We start from the raw sequence: 19260 nt of genomic DNA, 5'->3' as shown, positions 1-19260 counted from the left end.
CCAAGTTCAATATAAGATGCTTGTCCTTACCTAGTATAACCCCGAATTGTGAACTTTCCTTCACCGTTGATAAATTGCACAACAAATTGCAAGATTAACGTCGAGTTCGGACGATTAAATGCCTGTCTTATCGAAACTATTCTCGACAACTTCCAACTGAAGACTCTGACGTTGGTCAGCAATGTATCGGCGACGCGACTCAATTATTGAGACAAACATCGATGTTTGTGCGATTGAACAGCCACTTTACGGTAGCGCTGAGTCTCAAGGTAAGCGTTATTTATTCGCAGACGGTGACGTCAAACCAATGATTATTATATAAATTTCATATCATTTTTCTTTCCGTTGCCGGATTAATAACAATAATGACACACCTTATTTGACTTATCACTGAAGCAAACTAGCCTAATTATGCAATCAGTTTCGCATAAAGTTATAAGGGTCAATAGCCATGGTTATCGAATCGAATGTCAGCACCGTCAAAAAAGATAATGGGTTTAAGCGCATCGAACAGAAATGCCACCAGTTAAGCTATATGGTCAAAAACCAGTTTGTAGAAAAAGACGTTGCGGTAAAACTGATCTCCTCTGAAGAGGAATTAAACCAATTATCCGCACTCAGAGGTAAGGTCTATTCGCAGAAAAATGAATCGATTATTTCTTGCTATCAAGACAACCTGCTATTAGAAAAAGACGATTTCGATGCCTATATTTTTGCCTTCTTTTTTAATGGAAAAATGGTCGCAAGCCAAAGAATACGCATGTTTCCATTTGAAGTCTGTCACTACATTGAAGAGCCAAAGCTCACTTCATTTCTCGGCGAGGATTTCAAGGATAATTACATCGAATATTCAAGACTTATTGTCGACAACGTCCACGGATTAAGCAGTCGAATGGTCGCGCATTGTCTGGCCGTGATCTCTTCAACTTCGATCCTTATTCCAATGGGGATCCAACGTGCCATTACTTACACCAAACCCCGAATGAAGCGTAAGAATATCAATTTTAGTAATGAGAATATCGATTTTTTCATCGAGGAAAGGGCGCAAACCTACCATTTATTCAAGGTCAATATCATTGATGACATCATCAAACGACTCAAACTTGAGATCACCAATCCGCAAGAGGTTATCGATTTTATCTCTCAGAGAATAGACAATCAGCAGAGTATCTAATGACATGGAAAACAACATCACGTTAGTCACCGATTTTTACACCGATGTTTTCATCAACAGAAACCTTTCAAACTGTGAACAGTATATGGATGAAGGCTACATCAACAACAGCAATTTTGTGGATAACGGTAGACAAGGGTTTATCGATTATTTTCAACACTATAACCACAAGTTTCCCAAAGGCTCTGCCTCAATCGAAAAAATACATGCAAACGATAACTATGTTTTTGTTTACGCCAAACACTGGACGCAATTTCTAGGGATGAAGCTTGAATATAAAGCCATCGATATCTATGAAATTAGTCAAAATAAAATCAAGGAACACTGGGACTCTGTCGAAGGTTTGAGTGCGATGTCAGTATTTATGTTCTTAATCAAACGTATCTTTAAGCTATAAAAGGGAAAAACATGTCTGACTTTATATTAGAACTCAAGGCGTTATGTAATAAGGAATGGGATGAAATAAAAAACGGCACCTTCTTTAAACTTGCGATGGAAATGAAAGACCCCGAACTCTACATATTGACGTTGATCCAGATTTATCATTACACCAAGTACAACGCCATCAATCAGGCCAGTGCTGTTTTTCAAGAAGACAACAAAAAAGTTGGCCTGATTCATTTTGCACTTAAACATGCCATTGAAGAGTTAGGCCATGAAAATATGGTCGTGCACGACCTCAAATCGATTGGCGTTGAGGAAACGGTTTTACTTTCACCTCCCCTACCAGCCACCGAAGCCTTGAGTGGCTATCTGGATAGTGTCGCGATGAAACAAGGCACCATAGCCAGATTGGGGTACAGTTTCTGGGCCGAAGACAGCTATGAGCAATTGAAACCCCTTTTGGAGGTATGCAAAACAAACCTCGGCCTGAGCGATAATCAAATGACTTTTTTTATCGCTCATGCCGACATTGATGTGCAACATGCTTTGGATGTAGAGAATGCTATTTTGGATTGGGTATCGAGTGATGAGGAACGTGAAAGTGTCAAGCAAGTTGCGAGAACCACCTTATACCTGACCGGAAAAATTCTCGAAGGGGTAGCTCACCAATATTTAGAAAAACAAATGACACCAAATGACTAAGTTTACCATCACCATTGATGGCGAGGTGGTTTCACAAAATGCCAATGAAAACACCTCGCTTCTCGCCACACTTGAGCAAGAAGGTTATCTTCTTCCGAGAGGATGTGGCATTGGATGTTGCGGTATATGCAAAATAAAAAAACTGGGCGGTGCTATCAGCATGTGTGCCAAGGGTGGCATTTCTGATCAAGATATTGAACAGGGTTATATTTTGCCCTGCTGCAGTTACCCAACTTCAGATGTCAGCATCGTGCGTAAAAGATAAACCCACTCTCCTTGACCTTTAATCGGACTATTGCCGTTTCTAGCGCGTCATTTTTTTCACAAACACCACCACAAAAAGTGCCATCGTAAAACTGCCGAGAAAGGCCTCAAAGGCGGCGATAAAACGAGCAAAACCTATCGGTGATATATCACCATAACCAAGTGTGGTAAAGGTCACGACACTAAAGTAGAGCGAATTTAAAAATTCAAACAGATAAAACTGCCAGCCGCTCAGGTCCTCATAGATGGGGTGTGCTCCCGCAGTATCAAGAAAAAAGTAGGCTAACGCACACACCAAAATCAGGAAGATAGAAAACAACACCACTCTCATGGGATCTTCCCCATAGCCACAAAAGAGATCGACCACTTTTGAAACCATGCGCTTTAAACTTAATCTAGGTAGCTGATAACGCCGGAAACGCATTTCGCGCTTGAAAAAATCCCCCGCCATTTCAAACAACCCTTGCTTTTCACTTTGTTTACGAATATTTCTACACACCTCTTCAGCTTCCTGATAAAGCGCTCTGGATTGCTGATATTGCCGCTTTTTGCGCGCTTGCTTCGCCTCGACTTCTTGCTTTAAGCGACGACCCCATTCAACATTTTCCAGTTTCGCTCGGCCTAGATCCGCCCCAAGCAAGTTGCAGCCATCAAGATTAGCACAATGCAAATTGGCGCCCATCATCCTCGATTTCATCAGTGAAGAACCGCTCAGGTCAAGGCCAAAAAAATGTGCGTCCGACAAATCGGCACGGTAAAAGTCTGCATTTCGACAGGAATACCCTTGTTTGGATCCACGATTGACGAGGTTGATATCCGCCAAATGCGTTTTTGCTAATTGAAATCCATCGAGCGGCTTTCCTTCTGCAGCCCACTGTTCCAATTTATCTTTTATATCGTCTTTGCTTTTATCGACGTCTGGATCGTGCCAATAACATAATCCAGATTCCCCACACTGCTGATCGCAACACCAACCATCAGGGTTTTGATAGCGGCATTGATTTTGCGTTGATTCCATATACGCTGCCCCAAATACACCAGTAAATTCAAGAGTTACGGCACACACCTAAGTGTAGTGTGAAGCCCTGCGCTCGCCAGATTAATTTACCTAATGATCGTCAATAATCTGTTGTTTTAACCAATGCTTAAACCGTCGTGTATCAGAATTATCACGCTGAGTGATAAGAAAGTACCCCGCATTGGCGGCAATAGGAGGAAAGGGGGCCACCAGCTTTTTCTGTTTGAGCGCATCACCAAGCAGAGCGACTCTTGCCAGCGCGACACCAACTCCCGCTTCAGCCGCCGACATCGCCATGTCTGTCCGGTTAAAAAAATGGCCTTGTTGCGTATCAAAATGAAGCTGGTGAGCAGACGCCCAGTAACGCCACTCACCATCTTTGGCCGCCCCTAGCCATGGCATTGCGTCGTGTAATAAAGTGACTTGTTGCCAATGATGGTCTGATGCACCAGCGGTTAAATGAGAGCAATGATTGAAATAGTCTGGACTCATTACGGGAAGCAGTGATTCTTCCATTAACAACTCAGCATCATTGCGCTGATAAGGCAAAGGGCCATAATCAATCGCCAGATCATAGTCGTGAATATCACTATCCACTAACGCCCCTTCTGCAAAGGTATGGATCTGGATTTGTGGGTAACGTTTTTGGAAATTTTCTAGTCTGGGCACCAACCACTTGAATGCTAACGATGGGGTCAACTTTAAACGGATTTGCTTCGTGTCGATCACTTGCATCAGCTGAACGACATGCTCTTCAATCGCCTCCAAATGCGGCATCACCGCGTCAATCAATACTCGTCCTCGCACCGTCAGGCGGATACCTCTCGCATGACGCTCAAAAACACAAAAACCCAGCCGTTGCTCGATTGCCTGCAACTGCTGGCTGACGGCACCCGTTGTAAGGTTGAGTTGTCGGGCGGCACTGGTAAGGCTTTGGTGTTTCGAGACAAGACACACCAAATTAATGCCATTTAGAAACACAGATTTCATGAGCGTTTAATAATTTTAAAGGGTAGTGTTAATTTTTATGCATAGTAAATGTAATGTAAATCGACCACCCTAAACAAAAGGATAAAGTGTGGAGTAGATTGTGAAAGTCGTGATTTTAGGAAGCGGGGTCATTGGATTAACCAGTGCGTGGTATCTTTCTCAGGCAGGCTGCGAAGTCACCGTACTTGATCGCCAACCTCGTAGCGCAGAGGAGACCAGCTTTGCTAACGCTGGGCAGATTTCTTATGGATACTCATCGCCTTGGGCTGCCCCAGGGGTGCCAGCCAAGGCACTTAAATGGCTGCTAGCTCCACACGCACCTTTAAAAATAAAGCCCAGCTTTAAACCAGATTGGTTGCAATGGGCAACTCAAATGCTGTATCAATGCCGATGGGATAAGTACCGTATCAATAAAGCCCGTATGTTAGGGATCGCTAATCATAGCCGGACCTGTTTAGCCCAATTAAACCGAGAGCATAACCTCAACTATCAGGGACGAACTCAAGGCACACTGCAAATTTTTCGACACACGCAACAGCTCAAGGCCATCGAAAAAGATATTACCCTACTCGAAGAAAGCGGCACCCGTTACCAACTGCTGGATGCAAAAGGCTGCCTGACTCAGGAACCTGGGCTGGCCAATGTAAAAGGCCACCTTGCTGGTGGACTTTACCTACCGCAAGATGAGACTGGAGACTGTTATCTGTTTTGTCAGCAGTTACAAGCGATGGCTGAAACCGCTGGTGTTTCCTTCTTATTTAATACTGAAGTTACGGGGTTCAAGACCGAAAACCGTCGCATCGCCGCTGTCACGACTTCTGACGGTCATATCGAGGCTGATAACTTTGTGGTCGCCATGGGTTGCTACTCTAAATCCCTACTCAACACCATTGGGATCAAAGTGCCACTTTATCCTGTCAAAGGCTATTCACTAACACTGCCTATCGTTAATGAGGCCAGTGCTCCCCGTTCGACCATTATGGATGAAAAGTATAAGGTTGCGGTCACGCGATTTGACCAACGAATTCGTGTAGCAGGAACTGCGGAATTATCTGGATTTGATACCACTTTGCCAAATAAACGACTGTCAACGCTTAACCATGTCGTCAGCCAGATGTTTCCTGAAGGTACTGACTTATCACAAGCACAGTACTGGTCAGGGTTTCGTCCGATGACTCCCGACGGTACACCTATTATTGGTCAAACACCATTCGGTAATTTGTTCACAAATACTGGGCACGGAACGCTAGGTTGGACAATGGCTTGCGGTTCAGCTGACATACTTACTCAGATCATAACCCAGAAAAAGCAAACCCAATATCAAGAGCTCAGCCTCGCTCGTTATGGGTGAATGCCTTAACCTATGGGACTGTTTTACCTTTGACCCCTCTGCGAAGGTCAAACAACATAAATATAAATAAGCCTGTCATTCGTTTGTAAACACAACCAAAAAACTGAACAAAAAGAACACAATAATTTGCATTTCAATAAATATTTTCTTGTAGAACACTAATTTATATAATCAATTTGGATTTTTGTGTCTAAGTTCACGCTAAACAACTTTATAGAATAAATCTATTAACATTTGAGTTACAAAAAGGTTAATATCCTGTTCAGAAAACAACCATAACAACACTAAACAGGAAAATACTTATGCAGTCATTTGTTGATTTTCTGAATGGGATCATCTGGAGTCCGGCACTAATCTATTTGTGTCTCGGCGCAGGTTTGTTCTATTCAATCATGACGCGATTTGTCCAAATCCGTCACTTCAGCGAAATGTGGCGCCTGCTTCTTTCAGGCAAAAGCTCATCTAAAGGCATCTCTTCTTTTCAGGCGCTTGCCGTCTCACTTTCTGGCCGTGTCGGCACCGGCAATATTGCCGGTGTCGCGGCCGCTATCGGTTTCGGTGGGCCAGGAGCAGTATTCTGGATGTGGGTCGTGGCCTTTTTTGGTGCCGCTACCGCTTATGCAGAATCAACATTGGCACAAATATATAAAGAAGAAGACAACGGCGAATTTCGCGGTGGTCCAGCCTACTATATCGAAAAAGCTATGGGGCAGACGTGGTACGCATGGATCTTTGCGATTGCAACCATTTTTGCCTGTGGATTCCTGCTGCCGGGTGTTCAATCGAACAGTATCGGTAATGCAGTAGAAGCGGCCTTTGGCTCCGGAGCGATGATTGAAACAGCCATAGGAACATTTAGCTTTGCCAAAATATTAACAGGGACCATTGTCTCGGTTATTCTTGCTTTCATCATTTTTGGGGGAGTCAAGCGTATCGCCAACTTCACCCAGATCGTTGTACCGTTTATGGCCTTGGCGTACATCATCACAGCCTTCATTATCATCCTGCTTAATATTGGCGAAGTACCTCGCGTATTCTCCATGATTATTGGCGATGCATTTACTCCAATGGCTGGATTCGGTGCTGCCATCGGTTGGGGAGTAAAACGAGGCGTGTACTCAAATGAAGCAGGTCAGGGAACCGGGCCTCATGCCGCAGCTGCCGCCAGCGTCGATCACCCAGCGCAACAAGGTTTGGTGCAATCGTTCTCGATTTACATTGATACGTTACTGGTTTGTTCTGCGACCGCTTTTATGATCATTATTACTGGTGCTTACAATGTTCATGGTGCAGAAGGCTTTCTCGTCCAAAATATAGCCACCGATATTGCGGCAAACGGGCCAGTATTTACACAGATGGCGATCGAAAGTACGCTTCCTGGTATCGGTAAGCCATTTATCGCTATTGCCCTGTTCTTCTTCGCTTTCACCACTATTTTGGCGTATTACTACATTGCAGAGACAAATGTGGCCTATATCCGTCGTCATATCAAAGTTAACGGCCTGATGTTCGTACTAAAATTGGCACTCATCGCAGTTGTGTTCTACGGTACAGTTAAGACAGCTAATCTTGCATGGGCGATGGGCGATGTGGGTGTGGGTCTGATGGCCTGGCTAAATATCGTCGGTATTGTATTAATTTTCTTTATGTCTAAGCCTGCACTAAAAGCACTCCATGACTATGAAGAGCAGCAGAAACAAGGCGTAACAGATTACACTTTCAACCCTGTCAAGCTTGGCATAACAGGGGCAGATTACTGGGAAGATAAATACCGTCGCAAGACAGGCAAAGAACCAACAGCAGAAATCGAATCCAAGCCGGTTGAACAACCTTCAACTTAAATTTGGAAATCTAAGAAAAAAGTAGTGGTAATAAAAGGGGTTAGCCAATGGCTAACCCCTTTCATCTTGGTCGATAACAACGCTTGTTGTTCAATTCATATCATTTACGCTTGCGCCAGTTTGAGTGCCTTACGTTGAATTCTTGGTTTTCCGACAGGTAAAACCGTTCGTCCAAATTCGTTATTAAGTACTTGTGCCATGGCGAAGTAAATAGCACTGGCACCACAAAAGAGACCTTCAAAACCTGCAATCATGCCAATGACATGATTACCTGTAAAATCACGCAGCGCTAATAAAAAGAACAAAACGGTCAAAGATCCAAACACAACTTGTTTTGCGGTTGGGTAACACAGAGAGCCAATAAACATAAAACCAGTAAAGACACCCCAGAGCAATAGGTACCATCCCATAAAGCCCGCTGGACTCGCGGGAAGCCCCATATACGGCATAACGATCAGACCGACTAAGGTTAACCAAAAGAGACCATAGGAAGTAAATGCGGTTGTGCCAAACGTATCTCCACGTTTAAAACACATCATACCAACCAGTACTTGGCTGAGACCACCGTAAAAAATCCCCATCGCCAAAATCATGGAGTCAATGGGAAAAAAACCTGCATTGTGGATATTAAGCAGGATGGTTGTCATACCAAACCCCATCAAGCCCAGCGGGGCCGGGTTAGCCAATTGTGTTGACATCTCGCACCTTAAACGTAAATAAAAATTCGCGCGAAGTGTAATCGCGTGACGTCAAAAACACAGCCACAGTCGTTGCAATCTTAGATTCCAAAAAAAGCGCACAAAAATAGAAGACAACAGCGTTGGAAGATGGAACAAACCTGCATTTCATGATTTGACTGATTAAATCCATGATGCTGTTGTCGTTAATCACTTATTTAGAACGCTTCCCAAGGTCCTCCTAATTTGGGGTTATCTCCCTGCGTCCACCATTTTGCTTTATAAGCCATCTCTTGATGGATCACAGCATCACCCGCCAGATAAACCTTGCTTGCATTCCATACTTTATCTGCCTTGGGATCGGTGGGTTCTAATTGACCAACCACACGAACCTCTGGCCAATTTGTGTGTGATTGGTAAAAGTTCGTCACGCACTTTTCATAATCGCCTGCGACCAATGCTGAGTATGCGGTCTGAAACCCAACCAATTCGCACTCAAACGAATGCCCCTCCGGACGATCAGGGTAGTATTTCCAATTTGCATCCCAGTTGGTATAAAGCACATCCTTCGCTCCGTTAAGGTTGAGGCTGCCGTAGGGAGTTTGCTGCCAACAAGTGTCTTTTTCATCCGCCTCAATCGGAATCTGGTAATGAGCAGCGAGACCTTGCCAATATCGTATTCGATTGACAGGTTGGCCTTTATCTCTATTTTGCTCGCCACATTCAATTCCACCATTAATGATGTTTATCGTTGTGCCAAACCCGTAACCAATCCCTGCATCAATTTCACGCTGAGACGGCGACCAAGTCCTGTCGATGACGTGCAGCATTGCCGGTTTGGGGGCTTGTGGCGTAAGAAAAAACCAGATTGCTGATGCGAGGTTTAGCCAAGTATCTGCAACTTGGCGTGGACTGTTTAGCAACTGAGTCGCGTCCCCATCAAACATCGCCTCAGAAAAAGCACCGTAGTTAAAATGATACGAAAGCTGCTTGGCACCCCGACCAAAATAGCCCTCAACGGCTGCACATGGCCATTTACGATTCTGCCAGTCATCCTGACCACACCCTGTCGTATAACCAACCTGACCTTCATCCCACCCCATTTCTCTAACATGAACTAAGGCCTGCTGCCATTCTTCCAACCCCAATGGGTTGTCAGACACATTATCTTTGGCAATATGCCCTCCGGTCTCCTGAGCAAAATGCGCAAATGCAGTCACAATAGAGCGCTTGCAAATAGCCTCTGAGTTCCGACCATCAGTATACTCAGCGCAGAAGGCTGGAAATTTTCCGATCGCTTTTAGAAAACGGTCATAGGTATATTCCGGGGCCGCCATCTGGGTAAGGAATACCCATTCGGTTTGCGAAAATACCCTCTCAGCACGTTTAACGTTGTCCGGATTATCTCCACGTCCGTGAGCAATATCAGCAACCAGACTGTTCGGCACGGTCCTCAATGCTTGTGACCAAATATGATACATAGGATCGGCGGTTTTTCTTGCCTCATCTTCATTAATGTCGTCGCGAGCCACAATATAACCGACGGGGTTATTGGGATCAGGCTGTATATTAATCTCCGCAGCGACGGGTAAAGTAAGACTCAAAGTGGTTATCGCTGCCATATAGCCAAAGCTCTGCATCATTTTTTCCTTTTTTTTAGTCATGAAAAAAGAGTAGAAAAAAGGCGTTTACCTTGCATGAGCCGATGAAGTACAAGAGAGAATTTTGCGAGTCACCTTGGTTTATTATCAGAGTGTGAAACAAGAAAATATAAGAAAATGAAGAGTCTCTCGCAAAAACGTGCTTCACCAGTAAGTTTTAGGCTGGATATTCGTACAATGTGGGCACCTGGGCACGTAAAAGAATGAAAAAGCCAGCCCAATTCTCATTCCCCTTTCCGTAGAAGTGCCAACGCAACGATTGAACGACTTCCTATACATAACCATTCACATGGTTTGATATAAAAGCGAGAGTTTATGAATATACAACATCTATTGGTTCCCCCCCCCCAATACCGCTACATGCCATCGCTGCGTTTTTTGCCATCGTCTTAGGCGCTTGGCAGCTTTTCACAAAGAAAGGAAATCAGTCTCATAAGTATGTCGGTTATTTGTGGGTTCTGCTTATGCTCTATGTGAGTATTAGTAGCTTTTGGATTCATTCAATAAAACTCATCGGGCTCTTCAGTCCAATACATCTATTGTCATTATTTACAATTTGGACATTATATGAGGCGATTAAGGCAGCCAGACAACACCAGATTTCAAAACATCAAAAAATGATGAAGCGGCTTTACGTTTTAGGGTTGGCTCTGACTGGGTTATTCACGCTTCTTCCAAACAGAATCATGAATGAAGTAATATTTATGTCGTAAGTCATCGATGCAAATGTCTCTACCAACGTTCCTAACTACCTCTAAAACTAAAAAAGCCAACAGAATCAACCATTGGCTTTTAACGCTTTCAACAACTTACTCACGAATTATATTCGTGTACCCTGACTATTCCCACTCAATGGTTGCAGGCGGCTTACCTGAAATATCATAAACAACCCGAGAAATGCCCTCAACTTCGTTGATAATGCGGTTAGAAACCTTACCGAGGAAGTCGTATGGTAGATGTGCCCAGTGTGCGGTCATAAAGTCGATGGTTTCAACAGCACGAAGCGAGACAACCCAATCGTACTTACGTCCATCCCCCATCACGCCAACCGAACGCACTGGCAAAAACACGGTAAATGCTTGAGAGACTTTATTGTATAAGTCTGCGGCATGCAGCTCTTCAATGAAGATAGCGTCTGCACGGCGTAACAAGTCACAGTATTCTTTCTTGATTTCACCAAGAACACGAACCCCTAGCCCTGGACCTGGGAATGGATGGCGGTACAGCATATTATATGGAAGCCCGAGATCTAGGCCAATCTTACGCACTTCGTCTTTAAATAGCTCACGTAGTGGTTCTACAAGACCCATTTCCATATCGTCAGGTAGCCCGCCCACGTTATGATGCGATTTGATCACGTGTGCCTTACCTGTTTTAGAGGCTGCCGACTCAATCACATCGGGATAAATCGTACCTTGGGCTAGCCATTTTGCATTCTTAAGTTTCTTCGATTCTTCATCAAAAACATCAACGAATACGTGGCCTATCGTTTTACGTTTTTCTTCTGGATCAGACTGACCTTCCAGAGCAGCTAAAAAGCGCTCTTCCGCTGAAACTTTAATAATGTTTAGGCCGAATTTGTCCCCAAACATATCCATGACTTGCTGACCTTCATTCAGCCGAAGGAGACCGTTGTCAACAAATACACAGGTTAACTTGTCGCCGATGGCACGGTGAACCAGCATAGCAACCACCGATGAGTCCACACCACCAGACAAACCAAGGATAACTTCGTCATCACCGACTTGTTCTTTGATGCGAGCGATTGCATCTTCAATAATCGATTCCGATGTCCACAAACGCTCACAACCACATACACCGAGAACGAAATTCTCCAGCATTTGTAAACCTTGTTTGGTATGCGTGACTTCTGGGTGGAATTGTACTCCGTAGTATTTCTTCTCTTCGTTGGCCATCGCCGCATAAGGGCAGCTCTCGGTCTCACCGACCTTGACAAAGCCTGCCGGAATTTCGACCACTTTATCGCCATGGCTCATCCAGACATCTTGTGTCGCTTCAAGATCGTTGAATAGTGCCGACTCACCTGACACCTGAACTTGGGCATATCCAAATTCACGTTCGGTTGAGCCTGCCACTTTGCCCCCCAATTGCTCTGCCATCGTCTGCATTCCGTAACAAACACCGAATACTGGTACACCTGAGTCGAAAACATACTGAGGCGCGCTAGGCGAGTTTTGCTCGGTAACACTTTCAGGGCCACCGGAGAGAATAATGCCATCTGGATTGAATTGACGAATATCCTCTTCTTGTACATCCCAGCTCCAAAGTTCGCAGTACACACCAATTTCACGAACACGGCGTGCAACAAGCTGAGTATATTGAGAGCCGAAATCGAGGATCAGAATACGTTGGTCATGGATATTTTTAGTCATTTTGCGCAGTCTTATTGTTGATCTTAACTCAAGTCAAAGCTGAGAAACTCGTTAGCTAAAAGTCAAGATCATAGTTTTTAACATAGAGGCGAAGTACAACGTCGCCCCTTTATCTGTCATGCAAAGAAACACAAACCTTATCAGTGAGGTTTCATCGAGATTAGAATTAACCCAGACGGTAGTTTGGGGCTTCCTCGGTAATTTGCACGTCATGGACATGAGATTCTTTCATTCCCGCTCCCGAGATACGCACGAATTCAGCGGTTGTACGCATGTCTTCAATCGTTGCGCTGCCGGTTAAGCCCATGCTTGAACGGAGCCCACCCATTTGTTGGTGAACAATTTCTTTCAGACGGCCTTTATAAGCAATGCGCCCTTCAATACCTTCTGGCACTAATTTGTCTGCCGCATTATCTGACTGAAAGTAACGGTCTGAAGAGCCTTGAGACATCGCCCCAAGCGAGCCCATTCCACGATAGGCTTTATAAGAACGGCCATTGTAAAGAATCACATCGCCCGGTGCCTCTTCGGTCCCAGCAAACATTGAACCCACCATGACACAAGAGGCCCCAGCAACAATGGCTTTACAAATATCACCTGAAAAACGGATGCCGCCATCAGCGATGACAGGTATACCATGTTGATTCGCAACTTCAGTCGCATCAGCAATGGCCGTGACTTGAGGAACCCCGACGCCAGTAACAATGCGCGTTGTACAGATAGAACCTGGGCCGATGCCGACTTTAACGGCACTGACTCCAGCGTCAATCAAAGCTTTTGCGCCTGCCCCCGTCGCCACATTGCCACCGATAATGTCCAAATCTGGGTAAGCTGCACGTGTTTCTCTGATGCGGTTTAGCACCCCTTCCGAATGACCATGCGATGAGTCGATAAGTAAAACGTCGATCCCCGCCTCAACCAATGCAGCAACTCGCTCTTCATTACCCGCACCTGCGCCGACTGCGGCACCCACGCGTAATCGTCCACGGTCATCTTTACAGGCATTAGGCTTGCGCTCAGCTTTATGGAAATCTTTAGCGGTGATCATACCGGTCAACTGAAATTCGTCGTTCACCACTAGGACTTTTTCAACGCGCGCTTCGTGCATTTTCTCTTGCACTTCTGCTCGTGTCGCGCCTTCTTTAACCGACGCCAGCCGCTCTTTTGGTGTCATAACTGCATCGACTTTTTTGGAAAGGTCAGTCACAAAGCGCACATCACGCCCTGTGATAATGCCTACCAATTCGTTGGTCTCAGTAACAACAGGGAAACCGGCAAAGCCATGTTTTTGAGTCAGGGCAACCACATCAGCAATACTGGCATCAGGATTAACCGTAACAGGGTGTGTAACAACACCTGCTTCAAAGATTTTCACCTGATGAACCATGTTCGCTTGCTGCTCAATCGACATGTTTTTATGAATAAAGCCGATGCCACCTTCTTGAGCTAAGGCAATGGCTAAACGCGCTTCGGTCACTGTGTCCATTGACGCCGAAATCATCGGAATATTCAGTGCGATATTTTTCGTCAACTGAGTGCGAAGATCAGCTGTGTTTGGGAGAACGGTGGAGTGTGCTGGCACTAGCAATACATCATCGAATGTCAGCGCTTCTTTGGCAATTCTTAGCATTTGCAATATCTCACAAGTAGAGGAGTAAAAGAGTAATCCGTTCTCATCGTTTCGCATAATGAGGGCAACACGTTGGATAAACTGAGTTGCGTTTGGATTAGATATTGCGGACGGATTATACGGCTAACGCAATCGCTTGGCCACAAATTTTTTATTTTTTTTCTTGCATTTACCCCCTTGATATGTATTATATTGCCGCTAACTTCCATACCCACGCCTACGAGAATTAGCCGTGTCATCTCTAACTAATCAAAATATCTTCACTGTCTCTCGTCTCAATGCTGAAGTGCGCCTATTACTGGAAAATGAAATGGGTATTGTTTGGTTAGTCGGGGAGATTTCTAATTTCTCTTCACCTGTCTCCGGTCATTGGTACCTAACGCTCAAAGATTCGCGCGCGCAGGTCAAATGCGCCATGTTTCGTGGGAATAATCGCCGAGTAAGTTTCAAACCTGTCAACGGTAATCAAGTGTTGGTGAAAGCGCGCCTTTCTCTCTACGAACCGCGTGGCGACTATCAATTGATCATTGAAAGCATGCAACCCGAAGGGGATGGCCGCCTTCAGCAGCAATTTGAAGCGCTAAAAGTAAAACTGGCGAGTGAAGGCCTATTTGCTCAGACCAATAAGCAGCCGCTTCCTGAAAATCCGCGATGTGTTGGGGTTATTACGTCTAAAACGGGCGCCGCTTTGTTTGATATTCTCGATGTTTTGAAGCGGCGGGATCCTTCTCTTCCTGTTATCGTTTACCCGACTCTAGTACAAGGTGAAGAGGCTGCGATTCAAATTGCTCAGGCGATCGGGTGCGCTAACAGCCGCAACGAATGTGATGTATTGATCCTAGGTCGAGGTGGTGGTTCACTGGAAGATTTATGGTCATTTAATGATGAGATTGTTGCTCGTACCATTGCGGCCAGCCAAATCCCTATCATCAGTGCCGTCGGTCATGAAATTGATGTCACCATTGCCGATTTTGTCGCAGATATGCGCGCTCCAACGCCTTCAGCCGCCGCTGAAATTGTCAGTCGTGACAACAGCCATAAAATGCAGGCTCTGAGCGCTCGTCAACAAAAATTGCACAGTGAGCTACGCCATTTTTTCGCTCAACGTCAACAAACGATCTCTTCTTTACTACACAGACTAGAGCGCCAGCACCCGACTTATCAGCTTCAACGTCAAAGTCAACAACTTGATGATTTAGAACTGCGCCTTAAGCGAGCTTTAGAACGCTATTTTTCATCACTGAAACAAAAGGTTGAGCGCCAGTCTTACAAGCTTCAACTTCATTCACCACTGTTGGATGTTAATGCGCAAAGATCTGCGTTACTCAGGAGTGAACACAAGCTGCGTGATGCCATGGAACGTAAGCTTCTCAATCAAAGTCATCAGCTGGCACTCGCAGCCGAAAAGCTCGATACCGTCAGCCCTTTGGCCACTCTTAAACGCGGGTATTCTATTACTCAAGATACTCAGGGCAAAGTGATCTCCCGTGCCGCAGAGGCCTCATCGGGTAACACAATCATCACGCGTTTATCTGATGGGGAAATCTACTCTATCGTCAAATAATTTAGCATGACCGAATGCACTAATTACCCCATTGTCATACACCGCTCTCCTCGCCAGTCATTTCCCCACAAAAATCATCGTCTTTCCTATCAGGCATACACCACTCTCACTGATAGAGGTGTTCAGAGTGACCCGCTATACCGCAACGTTCAATCAAGACGCTGAAAATCGCTCTCTAATCTCTGCGTATCCATGAAAACAAAACATCAACGTGATGCCCTCGGCATCAATGGGAGCACTACGACCAATAATCTCACCTAGAAATACGACGGAGCGTGTGGGAATCAGAAAGAGTCTTTAAAGTGATCCGGCGAAAGGTCTTGATCCAAGATCCTATCCCGATCATCGGCGAAACCCATGTTGATCAGCGATCACCCCAAAAAAGAATATTTATATCACCACTCACCGAAAGCATAAGTTACATATTCTGCATTTGAATTTAAAGTGGAATTAAAAACCAATATTAGGTTAAATTAATCAATTTATTGGAATTTAATAAAAAGATCGTAATGTCATTTTTCCGCTGTTGCGTGAGTCACCATCTCAATGTTTTGAACGTCAATTTGTCTTAATATCACAGAAATACCCTTGTATTCGTTCAAGTTTTTGGCGTGCGTACCACCACATGGCATTTGTGCAACTCTTTCTTCTCCAAGATCACACCTCCAGTAGCGCGAATCGGTTAACCCCCTACCACAGCATATTATGTCGATATCTGAGCCTAGACTAAGCCACTGTTTAACTTGTTGGTTAACGAGTGCTTCTATCGCAACCAAATCCTCAAGCACATCGGCACTGTTTAAACCTCGTTTTCGTAATGTTTTACCTAAACGATAGGTATCAAGACATTGGTCCGGTTTTACAAAACTCGATTCTTGTGCATAACTGTTGAAGTCATAATACCCATGACAGTCGGTTCGATCTGCAACTTTACGCCAATAACCATGTGTGTCTAATACCTTATTTAACGCCAAGGCAGCGAGGTGCCCTGCGCTATGTCCACGGCTGAGTGAGAGCTGGTAAGGCTTATCAACGGCCAACATAACGGTTTCTCCGACGACAAACTGATTGTGTTCTTTCGCCATACAATGAACGACCACAAACACCCAACCGGCTTGGTCTCGCTTCACGGGAATCGCCTCACCCACATAAAGCTTGCCACTGCTCTGCTCTGCTCTATAGCACCTGTCTTACAATCCAACACTGGACAACCATTAAGAGTGCCTTTATCTGCAGGGTGATCTGGCCAAATATGGCTGACTGGGTGAAAAGGCGTTTGGTGGGTTACGACATCCATCGTTTCGTCAGAACTCTGCAATAGCAGTATTTTAGCGTCTACTTTCCATATCTGATGGCAGAACAAAGTAATGGTGGGGCTAAAATCGTACATATTGTAAACTCTCCAAAAAATATCGATTGAATCTGGTTTTTAACCTTATGATACGGTCGTTTGCTGTATGGCACTTCAGTGTTGTCCAACACACTACCGATTTAGGCCAACCGCTCTTGGATTTGCCCAATCCCCCATCGACTGAACATTTTATTGCAATTGGCTACCTTCAGGCGACAGGTTCCACTTCTTTGCTGACAAAGGCATTCGACCAATGACCAACATATTCACTGACTTGATCAATCTGTCGCGCATGGTATAAAAGCGTGTCTTGGGACGATGTTCAGTGCTCAACTAAACGCTCGTTTAGCTGGTCGTCTCGGTAACAAGCCATCACTGTCGGGCTTAATCAGTAAGGTTGAATAACTTAAATGACGATGGGCTTTTCAAACCGCCAAAGGGTAAGATTAGAGGGTTGAAGTCTATAGGTTTCAATTATAATTTTCAGCCAGTTTTATATATCTCGTGATCACTCTAAGCCTTGCTGACATGGTTACCATGATGAAAATAATATATTCAGGAAAGAAAAAAGCGCCCGTCAGGCGCCTATTTTATTTTTTTCTGTTTTTCATCATACTCATTAGGCGTTTTCGTTTTCGCTCCTGAGACAACGTCATTTTATTTGACTTCCCTTCAAAGGGATTATCACTACTTTGGAATTGAATACGAATGGGCGTGCCCATAATCTCTAATGATTTTCGGTAATAATTCATCAGATAACGTTTATAAGAATCTGGCAACTCATTGACCTGATTACCATGAATCACAACAATGGGAGGGTTATACCCTCCAGCATGTGCGTATTTCAGTTTCACTCGTCGACCGCGAACCATAGGCGGCTGGTGATCTTCCGTCGCCGTCTTCATTATACGGGTCAAGACAGAAGTCCCGACTCTTGTCGTAGCCGATTTGTACGCTTCCTGAACCGATTCGAATAAGTGACCGACACCAGTGCCATGCAGTGCAGAAATAAAATGTATGCGGGCGAAGTCAACAAACCCTAGGCGGCGGTCCAACTCCTTTTTGACATGATCTTTCACATCACTATCCAGACCATCCCATTTATTAACAGCCAAAACGATTGAACGACCAGCATTGAGCGCAAAACCAAGTAAGCTCAAATCTTGATCAGAAATATTTTCACGGGCATCAATCACCAGCAAGACAACATTGGCATCTTCTACCGCCTTTAACGTTTTGACGACTGAAAACTTTTCAACGGTTTCATTGATACGCTTACGACGACGAACGCCTGCCGTATCAATCAGAACATACTCTCGCTCGTCGCGTTGCATAGGAATATAAATAGAATCACGAGTGGTTCCGGGCATGTCATAAACCACAACACGTTCTTCACCAAGAATTCGGTTCGTCAAGGTCGATTTGCCTACATTCGGCCGACCGATGATCGCCAGTTTTATCGGCTGATCTTGAAGACGCTTAAATTCTTCTTCGGCTTCTTCTTCACTGAAGTCTAATTTTTCTTCTTCCGCATCGATCAAGCCTGTCAGATCTTCGATTTCACCTTGAGCGTCTTCGATCATCTTTTCAGCAAAGGGGTTGAGCGCGCGATCAATCAATGCGCTTACGCCACGGCCATGAGCAGCCGCAATTTGGTACATTTTTTCAACACCAAGTTGCCAGAACTCAGCGCTGGCGGCATCGGCATCAATACCATCGACTTTGTTAACAACCAGCATCGCAGGCTTTTCAATCTTGCGCAGGTGCTGGGCGATCGCTTCATCGGCGACGGTTAAACCAGCGCGACCGTCTACCATAAACAGGACAACGTCAGCTTCATCGATCGCTGCCAGAGATTGCTCCGCCATTTTGGTTTCCACGCCTTCTTCAGTGCCATCAATACCACCAGTATCAATCACAATGAATTCATGTTCACCCAGCTTAGCTTGACCATACTTACGATCACGAGTTAACCCGGGGAAATCGGCAACTAAAGCGTCACGAGTTCGTGTTAATCGATTAAACAACGTTGATTTACCAACGTTCGGACGCCCTACCAGAGCAACAACAGGTATCATAACAACCTCTACAATATACTGACTCATGCAGTTATAGGTAATGACTGTTCGCAGGGCCAGTTCTTACCTATAACTACAGAATTTCTTATGTTCTATTCAATAAAATGGCTCCAGACTGAAAACAGCCAGGAGCCTAGTGTGAATTATATCACACGATTATTCGAAGGTGTTGACCTTTCGAA

14 protein-coding genes and 2 pseudogenes are annotated in these 19260 nt (G+C 44.8%); 8 read left to right on the top strand and 8 right to left on the bottom strand.

The window, feature by feature from the left end:
• Window positions 1-451: 451 nt before the first annotated feature.
• From HLM86_RS00375 to HLM86_RS00360, 4 genes are read left to right on the top strand one after another with little or no spacing between them, the layout of a single operon-like run.
• Window positions 452-1174 (top strand): hypothetical protein, encoded by a 723-nt coding sequence (locus tag HLM86_RS00375; RefSeq protein ID WP_170882200.1) that lies wholly within the window; start codon window positions 452-454, stop codon window positions 1172-1174.
• A gap of 4 nt (window positions 1175-1178) precedes the next feature.
• Window positions 1179-1571: a nuclear transport factor 2 family protein gene (locus tag HLM86_RS00370; RefSeq protein WP_170882201.1), complete on the top strand. Its 393-nt coding sequence runs from the start codon at window positions 1179-1181 to the stop codon at window positions 1569-1571.
• An 11-nt stretch (window positions 1572-1582) separates the two neighbouring features.
• Window positions 1583-2260, top strand: coding sequence for an iron-containing redox enzyme family protein (locus HLM86_RS00365; protein ID WP_170882202.1), 678 nt, complete (start codon window positions 1583-1585; stop codon window positions 2258-2260).
• A complete protein-coding gene (locus tag HLM86_RS00360; protein WP_076585766.1) occupies window positions 2253-2525 on the top strand; it encodes a 2Fe-2S iron-sulfur cluster-binding protein in 273 nt (90 codons plus the stop codon). The genes HLM86_RS00365 and HLM86_RS00360 overlap by 8 nt, the downstream gene beginning before the upstream one ends.
• Window positions 2526-2564: 39 nt before the next feature.
• Here the strand turns inward: HLM86_RS00360 and HLM86_RS00355 are convergent, their stop codons facing one another.
• The gene (locus HLM86_RS00355; protein ID WP_076585768.1) at window positions 2565-3542 is read right to left on the bottom strand and encodes an ion channel; all 978 of its coding nucleotides are present in this window, start codon (window positions 3540-3542) and stop codon (window positions 2565-2567) included.
• Between the two features lie 90 nt (window positions 3543-3632).
• Window positions 3633-4532 (bottom strand): LysR substrate-binding domain-containing protein, encoded by a 900-nt coding sequence (locus HLM86_RS00350; RefSeq protein WP_076585770.1) that lies wholly within the window; start codon window positions 4530-4532, stop codon window positions 3633-3635.
• Window positions 4533-4632: 100 nt separating this feature from the next.
• Between HLM86_RS00350 and HLM86_RS00345 the strand changes: the two genes are divergently transcribed.
• Together HLM86_RS00345 and HLM86_RS00340 are read left to right on the top strand one after the other, a co-directional pair.
• Complete coding sequence (locus tag HLM86_RS00345; RefSeq protein ID WP_076585772.1) at window positions 4633-5883, top strand: D-amino acid dehydrogenase; 1251 nt, start codon at window positions 4633-4635, stop codon at window positions 5881-5883.
• A 302-nt stretch (window positions 5884-6185) separates the two neighbouring features.
• Window positions 6186-7724, top strand: a complete 1539-nt coding sequence (locus tag HLM86_RS00340; protein WP_076585774.1) for an alanine/glycine:cation symporter family protein — start codon at window positions 6186-6188, stop codon at window positions 7722-7724.
• Window positions 7725-7828: 104 nt separating this feature from the next.
• Here HLM86_RS00340 and HLM86_RS00335 read toward each other — a convergent pair whose 3' ends face one another.
• Together HLM86_RS00335 and HLM86_RS00330 are read right to left on the bottom strand one after the other, a co-directional pair.
• Window positions 7829-8422 (bottom strand): acetate uptake transporter, encoded by a 594-nt coding sequence (locus HLM86_RS00335; protein ID WP_170882203.1) that lies wholly within the window; start codon window positions 8420-8422, stop codon window positions 7829-7831.
• Between the two features lie 206 nt (window positions 8423-8628).
• Window positions 8629-10041 (bottom strand): annotated as a pseudogene (locus HLM86_RS00330) (chitinase); the annotation flags it as partial.
• Window positions 10042-10361: 320 nt separating this feature from the next.
• On the opposite strand from HLM86_RS00330, the gene HLM86_RS20385 reads away from it, so the two are divergent.
• The gene (locus HLM86_RS20385; RefSeq protein WP_367947040.1) at window positions 10362-10775 is read left to right on the top strand and encodes a DUF2306 domain-containing protein; all 414 of its coding nucleotides are present in this window, start codon (window positions 10362-10364) and stop codon (window positions 10773-10775) included.
• Between the two features lie 126 nt (window positions 10776-10901).
• Here HLM86_RS20385 and guaA read toward each other — a convergent pair whose 3' ends face one another.
• Both guaA and guaB read right to left on the bottom strand, forming a co-directional pair.
• On the bottom strand, window positions 10902-12455 hold the full coding sequence (gene guaA / locus HLM86_RS00320) for a glutamine-hydrolyzing GMP synthase (protein WP_170882204.1): 1554 nt from the start codon (window positions 12453-12455) through the stop codon (window positions 10902-10904).
• 166 nt (window positions 12456-12621) lie between these two features.
• Window positions 12622-14085: an IMP dehydrogenase gene (gene guaB, locus HLM86_RS00315; protein ID WP_076585790.1), complete on the bottom strand. Its 1464-nt coding sequence runs from the start codon at window positions 14083-14085 to the stop codon at window positions 12622-12624.
• 232 nt (window positions 14086-14317) lie between these two features.
• On the opposite strand from guaB, the gene xseA reads away from it, so the two are divergent.
• On the top strand, window positions 14318-15649 hold the full coding sequence (xseA, locus tag HLM86_RS00310) for an exodeoxyribonuclease VII large subunit (protein WP_170882205.1): 1332 nt from the start codon (window positions 14318-14320) through the stop codon (window positions 15647-15649).
• Window positions 15650-16161: 512 nt separating this feature from the next.
• On the opposite strand, the pseudogene HLM86_RS00305 reads toward xseA, so the two are convergent.
• Both HLM86_RS00305 and der read right to left on the bottom strand, forming a co-directional pair.
• Window positions 16162-17039 (bottom strand): annotated as a pseudogene (locus HLM86_RS00305) (alanyl-tRNA editing protein).
• A gap of 551 nt (window positions 17040-17590) precedes the next feature.
• Complete coding sequence (gene der / locus HLM86_RS00300) at window positions 17591-19078, bottom strand: ribosome biogenesis GTPase Der (protein ID WP_076585797.1); 1488 nt, start codon at window positions 19076-19078, stop codon at window positions 17591-17593.
• Between the last annotated feature and the right edge of the window lie 182 nt (window positions 19079-19260).

This window comes from Vibrio ostreicida (assembly GCF_013074385.2).
In the GTDB taxonomy this organism is placed as follows: domain Bacteria; phylum Pseudomonadota; class Gammaproteobacteria; order Enterobacterales; family Vibrionaceae; genus Vibrio; species Vibrio ostreicida.
This window is presented reverse-complemented; position numbering and strand designations above follow the sequence as displayed.